This window comes from Vagococcus sp. WN80Y (assembly GCF_059621045.1).
This window is the reverse complement of the sequence record NZ_JCAQHY010000147.1, coordinates 1-16,549: the sequence shown is the minus strand read 5'-3', so window position 1 is coordinate 16,549 and position 16,549 is coordinate 1. Positions and strand designations below refer to the sequence as shown.

The window sequence follows — 16,549 nt, the reverse complement described above, 5'->3', positions numbered from 1 at the left end:
TGTTATTGAAAAATGATATTATTAGATGTTAGAAAGAGATTGATAATAAAAATAGAGGGTGTGTGATGTAAATGGAAAAGCAGGGATCAAAAACAAAGATGACCAAGGAAAATGTAATGGTATTATTTAATACACTAATTGAAGAGTTGGAAAAAATGATTGATTCAAGAATTGAGGCAAAACGTCAAGACACTGAATTAAAAGTGGAGGTGAATCTACCTTGCAGGTATTTAACTACTAAGCAAGCTTGTAGTTATCTTAATATTGGACGTACAACTCTACACGGGAAGGTAAAAAAGGGGAAGATTCATCGAATAATTGATGGAGGGCTAACTAGATTTGATATTAAGGACTTAGATATCTACATGGATGCTCACCGAGGTAGATAAACATTTTTTGAAAGTTAAAATGTGTGGAGAATTGATTGAATTACTAAAAAAGTCAATAGAAGGTAGTGTGAAGAGGATGGCATTAATTGAAAAAATAATTGATTTAAGAGTTGAAGCCAAACTTCAAGAAATTGAAAATGAAAGATTTCTTTTGAAGCCGTGGTTTAAGATTCAACGAGTGATGGTTGAGTTGGATGGAAAAACATCAAAATGGATCCGTGATAACTTTTGCACAGCAGAATTAGTGGACAGGAAATTTGTAAAGAAAATTGGTGGAGAGTGGCATTTTAGGAATCTAGAATTTTTTAATTATCTTCATGATGAATGGTGGATAAGATAATTAAAAGAAAAGGCGTTCTTTAATTTGAGGACGCCTTTTTCTTATATTAAAACTTTGAAAAGGCTGCTTAGTTAGGTGTTAGTATTGAATAAAAAGGAGTGCTAAGAGGATAAGCTAGTTAGTACTCCGGAACACTTTATTTTAAAAACGAAACTCAATTAGGTTTAATTAGAGAAAGCGAGTTCTCATGCTACCTAAGTCTACTTATTTTCATTGGAGTATTACTAAATCGAGTAACGTTACGGAGTACTTTTGAAAAAAGAAAACGAACTCAACTATGGAGTGCTTGGAAATGGAGTATTGTAGCAAGGGACCACAAGCTTTTCATTCAATGGTAACATTCCAGAACGTTACTATTGATTTTTCAGAAAATTAAACTCAAATGTTTTGAGTATTAATTTGGATAGAAGATTAATATGTGTTTTAAGGATAGGGATATGAAACAGTATTTGATAAAGCTAATAATAATGTTAAGATTTTGATATAATTGAATTAACAAAACTAAAAGAAGAGAGGGAGATAATGAAAATTGATGATAATATGATAGGTACTATGATTAATGTATTGCAAGTTTTATTTTCTGTAGGTTTTTTTAGTGCTTTAGTAAAAATAGTTATTGATCGGTTTCTATCTACAAAAATCGAAATTGCATTAGAGAATAATCATCAAAAGGCATTTCGATATTTGGGAGATGTGTTATTATCGACAATGCTAATAATAGCATGTATAGGAAGTGTTGCTTTCAATCAATATAATCAAGAAGAGAAAGAAAAACCGATAGCAATTACAAGTGCTGGCTGGAAAGTGACGAAGGCTGATGCGAAAAAAGATGTAAAGTTGGCAAAAGAGAAGAATGAGTCGTTTTCAATATTTTTATTAGTGGTTATGTTTATAATGTTAATAGCCATGAGCGGATGGTTAAGATCATTCTACAAGGAAAATTATGAGAAACGAGTGTATTTGAGAGGACGAAATAATAATAAAATGGTTGTCTTGAAGAAATTGAACAAAGAGCAAGTGTTATTAATTACAAGTGATCAAAATAAATATAAAATCATGAATTTGTCAACACTTGAGAATGTATATTTAAAATTGGAAAGCACAGAAGAACGAAATAGGCGCAGGTACTTGAAATACTATGAAATGTTTAAAGTAGTTTTGGAAAAAAAACTGAGTAAAAAAATGGGATTGGTCTACTTTATTATCGGTTTAACATATTTTATGTTTATAGCGTGGCTACTTTTCTTCGCATCGGGTAATTGGAAAGGGCTTTGGGAGCTCTGCATAGGATTATTTGTAGTCTTTACGTTTATGGCGTATCAGTCTAAAAAAGGAAAAAGTATAAATGACTCTTTAAAAGTGAGTAAACAAAAAAGAAGGCGAATAGGTTAAATTTCGATATGTAGCTGGTTGTGATAATGGTGGACTTGTTGCTGAAGTTGAAAACAGACATGTTACAATTTTCGAAAGAGTGAAGGTTGGATTTTTTATATTTTTTCTTTAAAAGGTGATAACGGTATCGTTTTTATTTGTTTTGGTATCGTTAATGGTGGTTTTGGTACTTTACTTATCGGTTTTGTTCATATATAATATGTGGAGAATCGGAGGGTGATGCTACATGAAATATGCTATTGAAATATCAAAAATTATTGAAGGTGCAATAAAAAGCGACAAAAACAAGGTACATAGTTATTCTGAACAATTGATAAAAAAGTTAGAGTCCGATGGTGAAGCTCGCTTTGCAAACAAGTTAAGTGACTTATTGTCAAAAAATGGAGTTAATACATTAACTCCAATGAATACCAATTTTCAAAACACTCCCGTGGACAGTGAATCGAGATTTTCAATGATAGAAATTTTTTATCCTGAGGACTTTAAAGATGAATTGATTATCAGCGAACGAATCAGTAATCAAATAGAAATGTTTATTAAAAATTACAAACAGTCAGACGATTTAGCAAGAGCAGGATTAGAAATTGCGAATAAATTATTATTATACGGTCCTCCAGGTTCAGGTAAAACTAAGACTGCTTACTATATTGCAAAATCATTAAATCTTCCATTAGTAATTGGGCGATTGGACAGTATTATTTCTTCCTATCTTGGGACAACTGCTAAGAATATAAGAACTTTATTTGAATTTGCGGAAAGCACACCTTGCGTATTACTATTAGATGAATTTGATGCAATTGCTAAAGCTAGAGATGATGCTAATGAGTTAGGTGAGTTAAAAAGAGTAGTTAACAGTTTGCTACAAAATATTGATATCTTAGATAATAACAGCATAATGATTGCAGCTACAAATCATGAGCAACTTTTAGACCCAGCTATTTGGAGACGATTTGATTATAAGATATTTATAGATTATCCTGCTGAAGCCGAGATAAAACAAATGATTTTGAGTTTTACGAACGGTGAAAAAATGAAAACTAAGGAGTTAGAGGTATTAGCAACTCTATTTAAAGGTAAAAGCGGCTCTGACATAGAATTAGTTGTTAAAAAGGCGAGAAGAAATGCAATCATCAATCAATTTGAATTTTCATATAGACTAGTGATAAACGAGTTACTGGAATTGCAACAGATAGAAATAGAGTCCGACAGTACAAAAGAAATATTAAGGAAAACAGTTCTTTATTTAAGAAATGTTGATCCAAAAAAATTTACCTATGATTTAATATCTGAGATATTAGGTACATCCAAAACTACTATTAGTAATATTATTAGAGAGGAGAACAATAATGATGAGTGAGAAAAATTTACCTTTAAAATTAGTGTTATCAAGAAAAAATGATATTCAAAGTAATACAGCTAGAGGTGGAGGTCCTAAGTTTTTTGGAGAAGTAACTCCGCAAATGCAAAAAAGATTAACTGAACAATTACGAAAAGTTGAAGAATTTTATCAAGATGTCTTTAAAGAAACGAGCTCTGTGCCGGTAGTTGCTAAAGTAGTCATGATAGATGAAGCTAGATCTAAGAGCAATAAACCAAATCGTTTTTGCAAAAATATGCCTATAATTGGCACGGATACTTTAAACGAAATATACGTTAAAGTAACTAAAGATGGTCTTGAAAAAACTATTAAAGAAATTGAGACTCTGCCAGCAAAAGATTTTAGAGCTAATATGACAGCTATTAGGGAAATTTTACCTGTACCATCAACAGAGAAAACCTTGAATCTTACGGTAAACGAGACAGTAAATGTAGTAAAAGTCAAAAATTTTAATTTTCAAGATGAATTATCTAATCTTCAAGCATCTAAATATTTTGAAAAGAAAATATTAGAGCATGATTTAGAGTTTACGTATAAGGACTATACAAAAAATGTGAAATTTTATGAAATCGAGATAAAATCTAATGAGGATATTGAATTTATATCAAGTTTGGGTGTTGTAAAATCAATTGATCAGTTTCATAGATATTCCATGGCGATAGATAAGTCACAAGAAAGTGAAATTGATTGTAATTTAGATGATTTTGAGTATGAAGATTGTGAAGAAATAATTGGAATCATTGATTCAGGCATTGAAGATATAAGCCAATTAAGCCCCTTTATTGTTGCAAGAGAGGAATATGTACCTAGTACTTACCAAAATAGAAAGCATGGGACTTTTGTTGCTTCAATGATACAGTACGGAGACCCCTTAAATCAAATTAATCGTGAAAAGAATATGAGGTTTAAATTTGTTGATATAGTTGCAATTCCCAATAGTGATCCAGCTTATGGACAAGTGGATTCACTTGGGGAGACTGATTTGATGGATATAATAATCGATGTTATGAATAAATATTCCGGGCAAGTGAAACTCTGGAATCTATCTTTGGGATCAGATAACTTGTGTAATAGTCAGATTTCAACGTTAGGAGCCTTCTTTGATGATATTCAAGATCAGTATGGTGTTCAATTTGTTGTAGCAGCTGGTAATATAAATCAATTACCTTTACGCAATTGGCCGCCGAATGCTGGATTAGGAGAGCATGACAGGATTACCACTCCTGCCGATTCAGTCCGTTCGGTTACTGTAGGTGCAATAGCTAAATCAGAATCAAATATTTCAATGGTGAAGATAAACGAGCCGTCACCCTTTAGCAGACGGGGCCCCGGAGCAAACTTTATTGTTAAACCGGATGTTGTAGATTATGGAGGTAATAATGATAATTCGTATGGATTAGTAGGATTAGGTGTTAAAGGGCTGGATCAATACGGTAATATTATTGAAGGAAATGGAACTAGTTATTCTGCGCCTAGGATATCACGAAAACTAGGAGAAATAAAAAATATCCTTAATGATTCTGACATGCTGTTATCTAAGGGGTTATTAGTCCATTCAGCTAAAATGAATACGGCAAGTATTAATCATAAAAAAGATAATCAATTTGTTAAATATTATGGTTTTGGTTGTCCTTACATTGAACCAAAGCATATTCTACAATGTAGTCAGAATGAAATAACTTTGATTTTTAAACAATCTGTTATGAAGGGGTCATTTTTGGAATTAAATCCATTTCCGTTTCCTGAAAAGCTAATAGTTGATGGAAAATACTATGGAGAAATATTTATGACCTTAGCGTATAATCCAAAATTAGATTCAGATTATGGAGAGGAATATTCCAGAGTGAATTTGACAGCGTCATTTGGTAGACAAAAAATGAAAGAGCAGGGGGCTCCAGATTATTCAACAGATGTCCCAATTGAAGCAAAGTGGGATAAGAAATACGAGAAAGAACAAGTTGAAAATGGATTTAAATGGAGTCCGATTAAGTCCTACTATAAAAAAATGGCTGGAATTGATGTCAGAGATGATTGGAAGATATTAATTAATATGATTCAGAGAAATGAAGAGAATATACCGTCTCAAGATTTTGTTTTATTGATTACGCTTAAAGCAGAAGACCCTGAAATAGATTTATATTCAGATGTGGTTAATGATCTTAGAAAACATAATTATATTACTCAGGATTTAAGTACTCGTTATCAAGAAAGACAAAGAATGTAGATGTGTTCAATTCTTTTGAAATTAAAGCAATTTTCAAATAATGAATCTAAATTATTAAGAATGCGCAATGAAATGAGAATCATATGGTAAGAGAAAGCTATCATCAATATCGGGTGGTAGCTTCTTAATTTTATACCTTCAAAATACTACATTTTTGAAAGGCTTCAAAAACTTTTTAAGAGTTTGAAATGTTGTCATTTAGAAGCATTCATAATAGCAGGGAGAAATTGCCCACTATAGAGAGTTGACTAGAGATGATCTGTTATGGTCATCTCTTTTTGCTATTGCTTGGAACAAGAGCGAAGTACCCGTACCTCAAAGTGCAGGGAGAGCATGCTTCTAATGAACTGAAAATTACACCGATTAAATCAGATCACTTAAAGTGATGTGTTTTAGGAGTAGGATTGATCGACACCTAGCAGTAAGGTCAATTAGAGTGACCTTAGATTATATCAGCGTTTAAAAGCCGTGGTCAATTTAATCGACCTTGAAAGTTATCGTATATGACATTATGGGTGTGAGCCATATCGAAGTGTTATTGTGGTCGTTCAGAGCGACTACTATTGGTTATCGCTCAGAACGATAACTAATTAAACTTGATGGTACTAAAGCACCCAAAAATAAGCCACTTTAAACGGCCTGTTTTTGTTATTAATTAGGTTGTAAGTACTATTTAGTAGCCTGAACAAGTGTAGCTGTAACTACGGTTGTTACATAGTTACCTAGTGTTGAGAAAGATGTGAGTCGTTGCTACTTATGGCAATCGTCCACCAGATGGATGATCTTAAATGATTACGTAAAAAACAGTCTAACACGAATATAGGAAGCGTCAGGCTACTACTTATAGAGAGTTTTATTATTGTGTATGTTAAGTGTTGTAGTAGCCCCTCATGTTGTACTGGTTAAGTAATGAAAAAGCCAGACTTAAACGAATTGACTAAGATGGATTTGTTACTGAAAAATATTGAAGAGTAGAAGTGTATAATGTACAATAAATAAAATGTATAGATTGGATGGTGATAAAATGCTACTTTCACTTCTCACCAGAATAATGGGAGTCTTTGTAATACCATATATAATGATTATTCCGTATATTAGATTTATTGCTAAAGATAAACGAAATTTTTTAAAAATAATAGAGAGTGTGTTTGATCCTCCCGATAAAAACTATAAAGTAAATTGGGAGTTTGCTGTATATTCAATAATTATGTTCGCGTTATTTTTTTGGGGAAGTATGTTAACTCCTGCAACTTCAAAATTGTATATACTCTTGCTTGATATATTAGCTATGTTTTTTTGTATTATTGTATATATGTTTATTTTAATTGCTATACAGTTTTTTAGGTTTGTATGGAAAAAAATAAATGAGCCTTTTAATTATTTAAAGAGTACCGATGTGTTATTTTGGGCTAGTGTTGAAAAATTTGGAAATATCGAAGTCTTTGTTGATTCAATCGGTTTAAGAGATTCAAATTTTGAGTCTAAGGATTTAAACCCTATAGAGAAAAAAGAATATGCAAAAAATTTAATTAGAAAAGCCATACCAGGTGAAAGGGAGTTGAGGGAATGGAAAAAGTATTTAGATTATAAAGCCAATAAAATTAATGTTACTAATTTATTAATAAACCTAATTCCTTCTTCAGTTTTAATATCAGTTCTATATAGTCTCCCTAAAAATATTAAAGCCTATTTTTCATTTGAACTGGCATATTTGTTGATAATGTTTGTAGTGGTTTTTGTTCTGATTATTATTGTCTTTTCAAGGAAAAAGAGACAGAAAGAGTTCTTCAGACTGCTTCTTAATGAATTAGTTGATGATCTTGAAAAAGTAAAACTCACTCAAAAATAAATGAAGTAAAGAATTGTAGTTTATAAGGTAATGATAAAACTGACTTAATAAATTGATAGACTATCATCTATTTTTTGAGTTAATTTTTACAATAAAAAAGCTTAGCCATTCAATGAGTGACTAGCTAATTATTGCTCGTGGTAATTATAGCTTTACCATCTCGCAAACGCCCAAAGTTTGAATACGATAATGAATACATTTTTGAATACGGTTAGACTGAAATTAGTATATTTTGATTGAGATCAATTTATCACTGAATGACACAATTATCGGCAGAATGAAACGTGTTAAAGTATGCTGAAATTTGTCATATATACCCCCACAACCCATTGGGTGCCAAACCCGCGAGAATGGTGTCACATCGGCGTCGAAAGACGTTTTGAAGATGAGACACGCATTCTTTTTTTTGTGTCTTTTTATGGTTTGGTGGCAGATTTGCAAGAGAGTCAATGGTTAGGGATGGTAGAAAAGACCAAAAGAATAGCTCCCAACCGAGGCTGAGAGCTAAAGGAGATTTTTTATTTACTTTGGAGGAGTAAATAATGAAAAAGTTTGTTAGGGTTGTTTGTTGGTATATTTATAATATACAGTCTAAATATGAATTAACTGTGACGAAGTTTAAACAATAAGATGAAATTTGTTTTAAGAAATGATTACAAGGCTGAAATGGTGTGATGAGTGAGGAAATAAGTGGGCTAACCATAGCAGATAGTGTGTAAATTTGAACGTTTTGTTGATAGAAGCTTGTTATTTATTATTAGTTTGATATAATCGAAGTATCATTAGTGAAGAAATGAATAAGATAGTTTTTACTGTTTTTCTGATGGACCAAAACAGTAAGAGCTATCTTTTTGTTATTTTATTATTGTGAAAAAAAGAACAAAGGGGGATATGGGCAATGAAGAAGAGCTGGATGGGGTTAATAGTGATTGGTATGAGTTTAGTTTTAGCAAGTTGTGGTGCAGATTCGAAGAGTAAAGAAGATGCTCAAACATCAAGTGACAATCAAGTCGAGAGTAGTACAGATGCTGTTTCAGCAGCTTCAGGAAATAGTGAGGGGGATGTTGTGACATCGGCAACTGTTGTACCAGATGAATACGTGAACGCCTATAAACCAACGGGATTTACAGATGATTCAAGCAAGAAAAAAGTTATGATGGTTGTTGGCGATCCACGTAAGTATAGTGTGAATTATGATCTGGCGAACACTGCTATGGCTTTTTTTGAAGAGAATAATTTTGAAGTGGAGTTGCGTGATTTATATGATTTGGCATTTAACCCTGTTTTAAGTGAGGCAGATTTTTATAATGCTAAAGATGGCTCAGGTGAAACGCCAGCTGATGTCAAAAGGGAACAAGATATTGTGTTAAAAGCAGATCATATTGTATTTGTTTATCCTAATTGGCATGATACTCCAACAGCGATCATCAAAGGATACATGGAACGGGTTTTCGCAAAGCAATTTGCTTATAAAGATGGAGAAAATGGGTTAGAAGGGTTATTAACAGATAAAGATATTTATACGATCATGAACTGTGGGTATTTGGGAGGCGGTCAAGGCTTTATTGGCGATGGTATTGGACAGAATGATGAAACTTGGGATGAATATATGAAGGCCTTTAAAGTGTTTGATGATGATACAGCTGGCTTTTGGGGCGTGAAAAATCGTGGTCGCTTTATGAATGATCAATCACCTAAAAATAATTCAGCTAGCTATGAAAAAGAGTTAGATGGGTTACGAAAGGTATTGAGAGAGCATTTGAAACAAGACTTTATCGATAAAAAACTGTAATTTGATTAAGTGTTTTTTGGAGTAGACTATCTGTTGATTTAGGTGAGTAAAAAGACACTTAAGTAGCCAATAGTTAGGGCAACTACAGGTAAAAAGTTAGGAGATGCTTGATCATTTAACTGTGTTGCTTTTTTTGTGGGGATTATGGCCGAGAATGCGCCAAAACAAAGGTAACCAATTAAAGTGCCTAACGTATTGGTCATGATATCGTTAATGTCAGTCGCGCGATGGAGAGTGAACAGCTGGCTTACCTCAATGGTTATAGAGAAGAAACAACCGACTAAAAGTGTTCTTTTATACGTTCTAAAAGTAGAGCTAATCATGGGAACTAGGAACCCGATGGGGATAAAGATGACAATGTTTAAAAGAAAACTCAAAGAAAAGCCATCTGCCAAAGGTAGAAAAACTAGATTAGGATTAAAAAAGGCTTCGTTAAGTTGATAGATACGAAAAAGTTCACGAAGAGTTGGAATTCCAAAAATAGCTGATAAAGTGATGAATGAATAGTAAAATAGGATCAAAGAACTGAGTGAGATTCTCGTAAAGTCGTTTCGATGACGAGCTCTTAAGGTCCAGATGATACCTATCATAATGGCAAAGCCGATAAGAAACAGTGGGTTAGGTAAAATGATGTCTAAAATAGCATGCAAAAGTGAGTAGTGATTTTCCATAATAGTCTCCTTAATTAATAGCTACTGCCTAGACTATCAGAAGACTATTAAATTTACGTAATGACTTTCTTAAGTTTAATTGATAATTTATAGGGGGAATTAAGTGAAGACACCTAGGAAGAGCAAAAGATTAGGCTAGTAAGTGGTGGGGGCTATGTCGGTGAAAGAAAGAGTTATTCTTTTTTCAGGGGATTCTGATAAGTAATCATAATTGATCGCAAAGAAAGAATTGAGTTTTATCGTTTATTTCCGAAAATATCACTGGAAAAAATTGAGTTGGTAAGCAAAATGATTGTTTTACTTGTGATTATTGGCTCAACCTTAATCAAAGCCAAGTTTTTTTGAGAAGGCATAGCTAATGAAAGAGTATATAAAGGAGTGAACATTAATGGTTATCTTTCATTGTATTCAATAACAATTTAAATTTTTTTTAGGGGGTATGTAACTATATCTATTAATTTCAACTATCCGTAAAATGAAATTTATCATAAGAATTTTCAAAGTAATTAGACATTGATAAGATTTCGAATGTTATTATTATTATTAAAATGAAAAATATAGTATAATTTCACTGTCAAATAAAATAACATTAGGAGGATTTCAATGAAATATGCAAAGATTTTAACATTAGCGACTACTTTGTTAGTTGTAGGAGGTGGCTTAGCTGCCTGCAGCCCAGATAAATCTAGTAGTAATTCAAGCCCTTCAACATCTGAGGTGACGAAAGAAAGCTCCTCTTCAGCAAAAGATGTCGTGACAGGCGCGTCTATCAGTAATAAGGCTGATGAAATTGAGAAGGCTTTAAGTGCTGAGGGTAATTGGATTGTAGCGGCAACAGGGGATATTACGTTTGACAAGGACTTAACCGTTTCAGGAGAATTCCATAACAAAGGGGAAGATTCAGAAGATATTTACCGCAAGTTAGCCTTATATGCGCAAAACGATGATCACAAGGTGACTGATGAGTACACTATTACAGCTCCAAAAGTAATTGTAGAATCTGAAAACTTTAACATCGTTCACGGGACAGTTAAAGGTGATATTGAAGTAAAAGCAAATGGTTTTGTATTAGATGGTACTAAGGTAGAAGGCAAGATTACTTTTGAAAAAGAAGAGTATAAAGAGTCTGCTGTTTTAGATAAAGAGGGTGCTTCTGTAACAAGTGATGTGACAGTGGCTGAGTAATATGATTGAAACAAAACGTGGTTAGAGGATTTTTCTAGCCACGTTTTTATTTGTGTTGAAAAGGATCTAACATGGAAAATGGTAATTAGTGATTGTTTGTCGAATAGGCTGGCCAAATCGTTCGCGAATTAACTCAGCCTTCAGTTCAGCAAAAGCCCCATGGTCGTGAAAAAGAAGCATTCATTGAAGTTGAGGTATTGATGTTATTTTGAATGTATTCTGCTGCTCAAAACCTTCCAGCAATAGTAGCAATTGTTTAGTCGTTCGTGCAAGGCGATCAAGATTTAAAATAACCAGAGTATCACCAGGTTTTAAAGTGTCCAGAGTATTATTTAATTCTGTACATGAGGTATTTCGCCCACTTTCATATTCCATAAACATGCGGTCTACGCCGAAACTTTCAAGTGTTGCCAATTGAGAATCAAATTTTTGCTGATGGGTGCTTACCCGCATATAGTCAATAGTGGACATATCTAACTTCTTACTTATTAGTGATAGAGATGGATACTAATTTAAATGAAGTTGATAGTAGATTTATGCTTGACACAGCACTCAATAGCACGTAGAATAACCCGGTTAATACACCCTGAAAATTAAATAAAAAAAGGCACTTTGTCAATTGGTTGGCGCTATTCAACGAAGCCTGAAAAAAACTAGCATCTAATCAGTTGGCCATTTGCCGCACTATGTGCCAGCTACTTCATTGTAATGAAGATAAACGTTTTTTTTACACCTAAACCAGATGAAAGTATAAAAAATCTCCATTTTTTTCAAGAAACAACAATGAGGCGCTGTTACTATTTGTGGGAGATAAATCAGTTCTCAGGAGGTTAGGGTGTCTTAGCGTAGGAGTGAGAAGTAGATACCTGTTATTAAAAGGAAAAATCTTGATTGAACCTTGTCCGTCAAAGGCGTACATGATGGCTGGCAGTCTGCGTCATGCTATCGAGTGAACAATCATCGCCCTTTCTGAGTTAAGTTGACAGAGGACAAGTTATTAATTGAAAAAATCTCGATTGGATGATGCCCGCTATAAGCGTACATCGTATTTGGTGGTGGGTGTTATATAATTAATTAAGCCATTTACTCTAATTGTCTACCTTTATTTTTAGCTAACTAGCTGACAATTTGTTATTTAACGAAAAAATCTCGATTGAGTCATGTCCGCTAAAAGTGTACATGGCGGTTTATGAGTTTTGTCATTCTATTCAGTTGTTTGTCTTATGGTGGATGAGTGGACTTAAAGGCAGTCTCTTGATAACTCAGGCTTTAGCTAACTATTTAGTGAGAATCAGTCTGTTGAGCGTCACCTGATCAGAAGCGAGGGACGGTTATTAAATGAAAAAATCTCGATTAGATTGTGTCCGCTAAAAGCGTACATGCTTGCTAAAGCATTTTGTGATGTTACTCCTATAAAAAAGACAAGTAAAATTCCTTTTTTTACCTGTCTTTCAGCGTTCGATTCTTTTGTTAGGTCTCATAATTAGTTGTTGGTCTCCTTTAACGTGTAGAGTGAAAGAGGACAGTTCGGGTTGTTTCGACATAGGATGCGTGAACGCAGCTGCTTAATCTGCCAGTAGCGTCACGTTGCTTAGAGTAATTAGGAGTCAGATTCATCAAATGAGTTGAAAGGACATCAGGATCCATTCCTTTCAAAAATCGATGAACATTAATTTTGCGTTTGCGACCTTTTGCATCATAAAAGGTTAATGCCAGCGTTGTTTTAGTTGTCATAAGCGTGTCACCTGCTTTCGATTGGTATCGATGAGCTGTTCTTTGATTAATTGTTGAGTAAAAGGCTTATAAGAATCGAAAAGCTCTTGCGTGAGCTCGATGCTTAAAAGTCGTTGTTCAAGTTCTGAAAAATAATAAAGAGCTTCTGTTACGGTTGACAATGTCAGTTTTGGAATAGTGATATGATTCTTATTAAAGGTACGAATCATGAAGAAATTGATCGGGTTAGGACAGTGATAAATCGAGTGTTCCTTTCTTTCTTGATCCGTTCGTTTGTCGTAATGTCTAAGCGCAAGCAAAATTGAACCGCCTTCGTGATATTTTTTGCGAAAGGACTTTCGCCCTAACTCGACTTCAAGAACTGCCCCTGACGGTAGATTAACAGATGTGTGGGTCGCTTGCTGTAGCGGATTGGTTGAATAGTTGTAACCGCTAACATAATTTAGATTTAAAATACAACCAGAATGAATAATCGCAAAGCAAGAAAAAATAGTTGCATACGGGTAAAGCTTTTTTGTTCCATTCATAAGATAACTCATTGCTTTTTTCCAAGGGGTCCACGCTTCTATATGATGAAGAAGTCCATAGTTATCAAAGAGTGTTTCGATGGTTTGTCGCGTCTTTAGAATCCGACCTGAGCTATAAATTAGTAATGTCTGACTTTGCCCATCATAATGGGTATCATAAGAATAAGCCACAACCAATTCATTAGTAATTGGAGGGAATTCTTGATACTCAGAGAGCTGTAAATAAATAGTAAGATTACTTATGGAAATAAACGCTGTAGTCATATCTAATAAATTGTCTTTTTTTTCAGTCATATCTGCCACCTTTCAAGTAGGAAAAAGAATCAAACGCTTGTTATCTATTAGTTATATCACAGTTATCTAAGAAGTGTCCATTCGCATATGGGCCAAATAAGTGATTATTTAGCCCTAAAACCCTCTATTTTACCAGCGCTGTTTGATAGCAACCCTTTGTTTAAGGGATTTGTTAACAAATAGCGCTTTTTTATTGGGTAATTTGAGAGCATTTAGGGAAAGTTACGCAATAAAAGGTAATGAAGTTGATTAGACAAAGCCTGACTCTAGACTATACACTACAAGTAGATCGGCCGATCAGATAAAAATAGAAAGGGAGAGAGAGTTATGGCAAGTAATGTTTTTTTGAAACATGATGTTGAAATTAGTTATACGAGTGCGACTAGTGGCAAAATGAGTAAGCAAGTATTGCCTAATTTGAAAGAAGTTGCGACTTCGGAAAAAATGGTAGAACTAGGTCAGCTTTTTGTTGAGCTGTTACCTGAGGGCATTGAAGTTGGCGAGGTTGTGACTACTAAGCGGACCCGTCATCAAAAGGTTTAACTTTACGACAGAGAAAGGAGCGAAGACAATGAGTGAAACTACGAGTAAGAAGCTGCAATTAATTTTTGCAAATGGTGATGGCAGTCAGACAATGTTAAGTCCCAAGTATTTCAAGGATGAATTTTTAGTTGATGCTGACGAGGTCAAAGAATGGATGGATAAGTTTTGTGACTTGGCAACATTTCATCATCCAGAAAAGGATATTCCTCTTTATACCAGTAAAAAGAAAGCGCGACTGGTCAAGACAGTGACCACTGATATTTTTTAATGTAGAGGAAGGCTAGCTGGCATTAGGAGGTAAGGTGAGAACAACTTACCTCTTATTGTTAGTTTATTCTCTTGGATGAAAAAGAAAGACAAGGAGTGTGAATTTATATGATAGGAAATGGGTTAACCCTTGCAGAGGTGGCGACACTTTTAGGCATAGTATCGGTACTGGTTGCAGCAGGTGCAAAAGGGTACACGATGGTTCAACGGCATATTTCTGCTCCATTAATTGTTGCATTGGATCAATTACGAAGTCAAATTGGTCAGTTGGAACATGTATTAGTAACAGGGTTTAATGAGCTAGAAGAGCTAACTGATGATTTAGATAAACGATTAAGGACTATTGAAAAAGTGACACAAGTATGGGAAAAGCAAGAATCAATTAGTAACAGTTTACACTGAATAAAGGTGAAGAAGCGACTGGTATAAGCTGTGGAAAAGGAGTGTGACATCATGAAAGAGAAACAATTAAGCGTTTGGTTGAAGCAAGAAACCCTTGAGCGGGAAATTTCTCAGCTAATCAAGGGGCTTAGAAATCAAAAAAATTTATCCCAAGGTGAGATCTGTGAGGCAGCTGAACTGTCACGTCAATGCTTATCAAAAATTGAAAATGGGCATATCAAACGGTTAGATCTGGACAAGGTTAGAGAAATTGTTAATGCCTGTGGAGAGCAATTATATGTCACGACAAGCTATGACAATCCCTTGCAAATATCGGATCAGACAGCTCAAGAAGATAACATTTTACTTGCCTTCTCAGAAGGGCGGGTCGAAGAGGCGGAAAGATTACTCACAGAGATTCGTGGCTGGCGTTATCCAACAACTCATATGGTAGCCAAGTGCAAGCATCATGTGGCAATTGCGATCAGCTATCATTTTCGAAAATTACAAGACCGTAGTCAGATGCACATGAATGACCTCTTAATGGGGTTGTCTTTAATAGATTGCAAAGAAGAAGCGGATCGCTTTGACGAGATGTATGAACGGATTATTGAAATGGGTGAAAAACGACTTTTTGATGTGTTAGAGAGTTAAAAGGAGGACACATATGAAGATATGGGAAGGAACAGATGTTATCTTGTATTATAACGTGGCAGGCGAAGAGAAGTTAAAATCGTTGCGAATGGGGCACTTACCAGAAGAACCAAACATAGAAAAGGTTCAGACCTTTGCTGAACTATATGCAACCTTACTGCCAGATAGCTATAGTAAAGACTCTGTGGTGGTAGTCAATCGAACGCGGTATAGCTAGTTAAAAAGGAGGTCATGCAATGAGTCAAAAGCTATGTTTATATTTCAAAAATGAATTTTCTCAAGCAACAACTATTCAAGTAGGGCTGGCAGAAAATGGATTAAACGAAGCGACTGTCCGATATTTTATGAACGAACTAGTCAAGCTGGAATTGTTTTGTCACAAGGGACAATTGAAGTATGCAGAAGTGATAGGCGCCGCTTATGTCAATCGTAGAAAAGAACCTGTTTTTTTAGATAAAAGTAAAAAACGACTTAATTGACTTAAGGATGGGCTATATGTATAATCAGTTATCGATAGGGAAATAGCCATGACTGTGAGTTATGTGGCGAAGAATAGTTGATTAAATCGAACCTAATTTAAAAATAAACAAACCCCAAAGAATTGGTCAATTCTTTGGGGTTTTTACTTTATATAATATATCTTATGTAACCAAGACGTGTTAATTACACAGTAATCTTAGCATATCCCCCTATTAATTGTCTACCGTTTTTTGAAAAAAAGTTCAAATGGGAAGGATATAAACAAAATGCGACCTCCCTGAAAGGTTGGAGTTAGAGGACTTGTCACTCGTTATTATTATATTAATAACTTTATATGAAAACGAGATGTAGTTGACATAAGATATATTATACAAAGTACTTTTTAATGGCCACATGTCAAGGTTAAATGCAACAAAGTATTGTTGATATACCAATTAAAATAACATTTT

18 protein-coding genes are annotated in these 16,549 nt (G+C 34.2%); 14 read left to right on the top strand and 4 right to left on the bottom strand.

Translation table 11 applies throughout. From position 1 onward, the window contains the following. The first annotated feature begins 71 nt into the window (after positions 1-71). From AC5KOD_RS10120 to AC5KOD_RS10090, 7 genes are all read left to right on the top strand, one after another. Positions 72-389 (top strand): helix-turn-helix domain-containing protein, encoded by a 318-nt coding sequence (locus AC5KOD_RS10120; protein ID WP_496914437.1) that lies wholly within the window; start codon positions 72-74, stop codon positions 387-389. A gap of 76 nt (positions 390-465) precedes the next feature. After that, complete coding sequence (locus tag AC5KOD_RS10115) at positions 466-729, top strand: hypothetical protein (RefSeq protein ID WP_496914436.1); 264 nt, start codon at positions 466-468, stop codon at positions 727-729. Between the two features lie 522 nt (positions 730-1,251). Continuing rightward, positions 1,252-2,121: a hypothetical protein gene (locus AC5KOD_RS10110; RefSeq protein ID WP_496914435.1), complete on the top strand. Its 870-nt coding sequence runs from the start codon at positions 1,252-1,254 to the stop codon at positions 2,119-2,121. 226 nt (positions 2,122-2,347) lie between these two features. After that, on the top strand, positions 2,348-3,478 hold the full coding sequence (locus AC5KOD_RS10105) for an AAA family ATPase (RefSeq protein ID WP_496914434.1): 1,131 nt from the start codon (positions 2,348-2,350) through the stop codon (positions 3,476-3,478). Further along, positions 3,468-5,723 carry a S8 family peptidase gene (locus tag AC5KOD_RS10100; protein WP_496914433.1) on the top strand — a complete coding sequence of 752 codons (2,256 nt, stop codon included), beginning with the start codon at positions 3,468-3,470 and terminating at the stop codon, positions 5,721-5,723. Before AC5KOD_RS10105 ends, AC5KOD_RS10100 begins: the two co-directional genes overlap by 11 nt. 1,024 nt (positions 5,724-6,747) lie before the next feature. Next, positions 6,748-7,572, top strand: coding sequence for a hypothetical protein (locus AC5KOD_RS10095; protein ID WP_496914432.1), 825 nt, complete (start codon positions 6,748-6,750; stop codon positions 7,570-7,572). A gap of 898 nt (positions 7,573-8,470) precedes the next feature. After that, complete coding sequence (locus AC5KOD_RS10090; RefSeq protein ID WP_496914431.1) at positions 8,471-9,364, top strand: NAD(P)H-dependent oxidoreductase; 894 nt, start codon at positions 8,471-8,473, stop codon at positions 9,362-9,364. Between the two features lie 38 nt (positions 9,365-9,402). On the opposite strand, the gene AC5KOD_RS10085 is transcribed toward AC5KOD_RS10090, so the two are convergent. Further along, entirely contained in the window at positions 9,403-10,035 is a 633-nt protein-coding gene (locus AC5KOD_RS10085) for a VanZ family protein (RefSeq protein WP_496914430.1), read from the bottom strand. A gap of 603 nt (positions 10,036-10,638) precedes the next feature. Here AC5KOD_RS10085 and AC5KOD_RS10080 point away from each other — a divergent pair. After that, complete coding sequence (locus AC5KOD_RS10080) at positions 10,639-11,220, top strand: polymer-forming cytoskeletal protein (protein WP_496914429.1); 582 nt, start codon at positions 10,639-10,641, stop codon at positions 11,218-11,220. A 180-nt stretch (positions 11,221-11,400) separates the two neighbouring features. Here the strand turns inward: AC5KOD_RS10080 and AC5KOD_RS10075 are convergent, their stop codons facing one another. The 3 genes from AC5KOD_RS10075 to AC5KOD_RS10065 all read right to left on the bottom strand — a co-directional run bounded on the left by AC5KOD_RS10075 (position 11,401) and on the right by AC5KOD_RS10065 (position 13,775). Further along, a complete protein-coding gene (locus AC5KOD_RS10075; protein WP_496914428.1) occupies positions 11,401-11,691 on the bottom strand; it encodes a recombinase family protein in 291 nt (96 codons plus the stop codon). 1,029 nt (positions 11,692-12,720) lie between these two features. Beyond that, positions 12,721-12,954, bottom strand: coding sequence for a DUF2922 family protein (locus AC5KOD_RS10070; protein WP_496914427.1), 234 nt, complete (start codon positions 12,952-12,954; stop codon positions 12,721-12,723). Next, a complete protein-coding gene (locus tag AC5KOD_RS10065) occupies positions 12,951-13,775 on the bottom strand; it encodes a hypothetical protein (RefSeq protein WP_496914426.1) in 825 nt (274 codons plus the stop codon). Before AC5KOD_RS10065 ends, AC5KOD_RS10070 begins: the two co-directional genes overlap by 4 nt. A 327-nt stretch (positions 13,776-14,102) precedes the next feature. Here AC5KOD_RS10065 and AC5KOD_RS10060 point away from each other — a divergent pair, with 327 nt between their 5' ends. From AC5KOD_RS10060 to AC5KOD_RS10035, 6 genes are all read left to right on the top strand, one after another. Beyond that, positions 14,103-14,318, top strand: a complete 216-nt coding sequence (locus AC5KOD_RS10060) for a hypothetical protein (RefSeq protein ID WP_496914425.1) — start codon at positions 14,103-14,105, stop codon at positions 14,316-14,318. A 28-nt stretch (positions 14,319-14,346) separates the two neighbouring features. Beyond that, positions 14,347-14,586: a DUF2922 family protein gene (locus AC5KOD_RS10055; protein ID WP_496914424.1), complete on the top strand. Its 240-nt coding sequence runs from the start codon at positions 14,347-14,349 to the stop codon at positions 14,584-14,586. A 107-nt stretch (positions 14,587-14,693) separates the two neighbouring features. After that, positions 14,694-14,987 (top strand): hypothetical protein, encoded by a 294-nt coding sequence (locus AC5KOD_RS10050; protein ID WP_496914423.1) that lies wholly within the window; start codon positions 14,694-14,696, stop codon positions 14,985-14,987. Positions 14,988-15,038: 51 nt separating this feature from the next. Then, positions 15,039-15,620 carry a helix-turn-helix domain-containing protein gene (locus AC5KOD_RS10045; RefSeq protein WP_496914422.1) on the top strand — a complete coding sequence of 194 codons (582 nt, stop codon included), beginning with the start codon at positions 15,039-15,041 and terminating at the stop codon, positions 15,618-15,620. A gap of 13 nt (positions 15,621-15,633) precedes the next feature. Then, positions 15,634-15,837: a hypothetical protein gene (locus tag AC5KOD_RS10040; protein WP_496914421.1), complete on the top strand. Its 204-nt coding sequence runs from the start codon at positions 15,634-15,636 to the stop codon at positions 15,835-15,837. A 19-nt stretch (positions 15,838-15,856) separates the two neighbouring features. Further along, positions 15,857-16,099 (top strand): DUF2922 family protein, encoded by a 243-nt coding sequence (locus AC5KOD_RS10035; protein WP_496914420.1) that lies wholly within the window; start codon positions 15,857-15,859, stop codon positions 16,097-16,099. The last annotated feature ends 450 nt before the right edge of the window (positions 16,100-16,549 follow it).

Excerpts from the sequence above, each read along its gene's own strand:
- AC5KOD_RS10120 (WP_496914437.1), top strand. The coding sequence starts at position 72 with ATGGAAAAGCAGGGATCAAAAACAAAGATGACCAAGGAAAATGTAATG.
- AC5KOD_RS10115 (WP_496914436.1), top strand. The coding sequence starts at position 466 with ATGGCATTAATTGAAAAAATAATTGATTTAAGAGTTGAAGCCAAACTT.
- AC5KOD_RS10110 (WP_496914435.1), top strand. The coding sequence starts at position 1,252 with ATGAAAATTGATGATAATATGATAGGTACTATGATTAATGTATTGCAA.
- AC5KOD_RS10105 (WP_496914434.1), top strand. The coding sequence starts at position 2,348 with ATGAAATATGCTATTGAAATATCAAAAATTATTGAAGGTGCAATAAAA.
- AC5KOD_RS10100 (WP_496914433.1), top strand. The coding sequence starts at position 3,468 with ATGATGAGTGAGAAAAATTTACCTTTAAAATTAGTGTTATCAAGAAAA.
- AC5KOD_RS10095 (WP_496914432.1), top strand. The coding sequence starts at position 6,748 with ATGCTACTTTCACTTCTCACCAGAATAATGGGAGTCTTTGTAATACCA.
- AC5KOD_RS10090 (WP_496914431.1), top strand. The coding sequence starts at position 8,471 with ATGAAGAAGAGCTGGATGGGGTTAATAGTGATTGGTATGAGTTTAGTT.
- AC5KOD_RS10085 (WP_496914430.1), bottom strand. The coding sequence starts at position 10,035 with ATGGAAAATCACTACTCACTTTTGCATGCTATTTTAGACATCATTTTA.
- AC5KOD_RS10080 (WP_496914429.1), top strand. The coding sequence starts at position 10,639 with ATGAAATATGCAAAGATTTTAACATTAGCGACTACTTTGTTAGTTGTA.
- AC5KOD_RS10075 (WP_496914428.1), bottom strand. The coding sequence starts at position 11,691 with ATGTCCACTATTGACTATATGCGGGTAAGCACCCATCAGCAAAAATTT.
- AC5KOD_RS10070 (WP_496914427.1), bottom strand. The coding sequence starts at position 12,954 with ATGACAACTAAAACAACGCTGGCATTAACCTTTTATGATGCAAAAGGT.
- AC5KOD_RS10065 (WP_496914426.1), bottom strand. The coding sequence starts at position 13,775 with ATGACTGAAAAAAAAGACAATTTATTAGATATGACTACAGCGTTTATT.
- AC5KOD_RS10060 (WP_496914425.1), top strand. The coding sequence starts at position 14,103 with ATGGCAAGTAATGTTTTTTTGAAACATGATGTTGAAATTAGTTATACG.
- AC5KOD_RS10055 (WP_496914424.1), top strand. The coding sequence starts at position 14,347 with ATGAGTGAAACTACGAGTAAGAAGCTGCAATTAATTTTTGCAAATGGT.
- AC5KOD_RS10050 (WP_496914423.1), top strand. The coding sequence starts at position 14,694 with ATGATAGGAAATGGGTTAACCCTTGCAGAGGTGGCGACACTTTTAGGC.
- AC5KOD_RS10045 (WP_496914422.1), top strand. The coding sequence starts at position 15,039 with ATGAAAGAGAAACAATTAAGCGTTTGGTTGAAGCAAGAAACCCTTGAG.
- AC5KOD_RS10040 (WP_496914421.1), top strand. The coding sequence starts at position 15,634 with ATGAAGATATGGGAAGGAACAGATGTTATCTTGTATTATAACGTGGCA.
- AC5KOD_RS10035 (WP_496914420.1), top strand. The coding sequence starts at position 15,857 with ATGAGTCAAAAGCTATGTTTATATTTCAAAAATGAATTTTCTCAAGCA.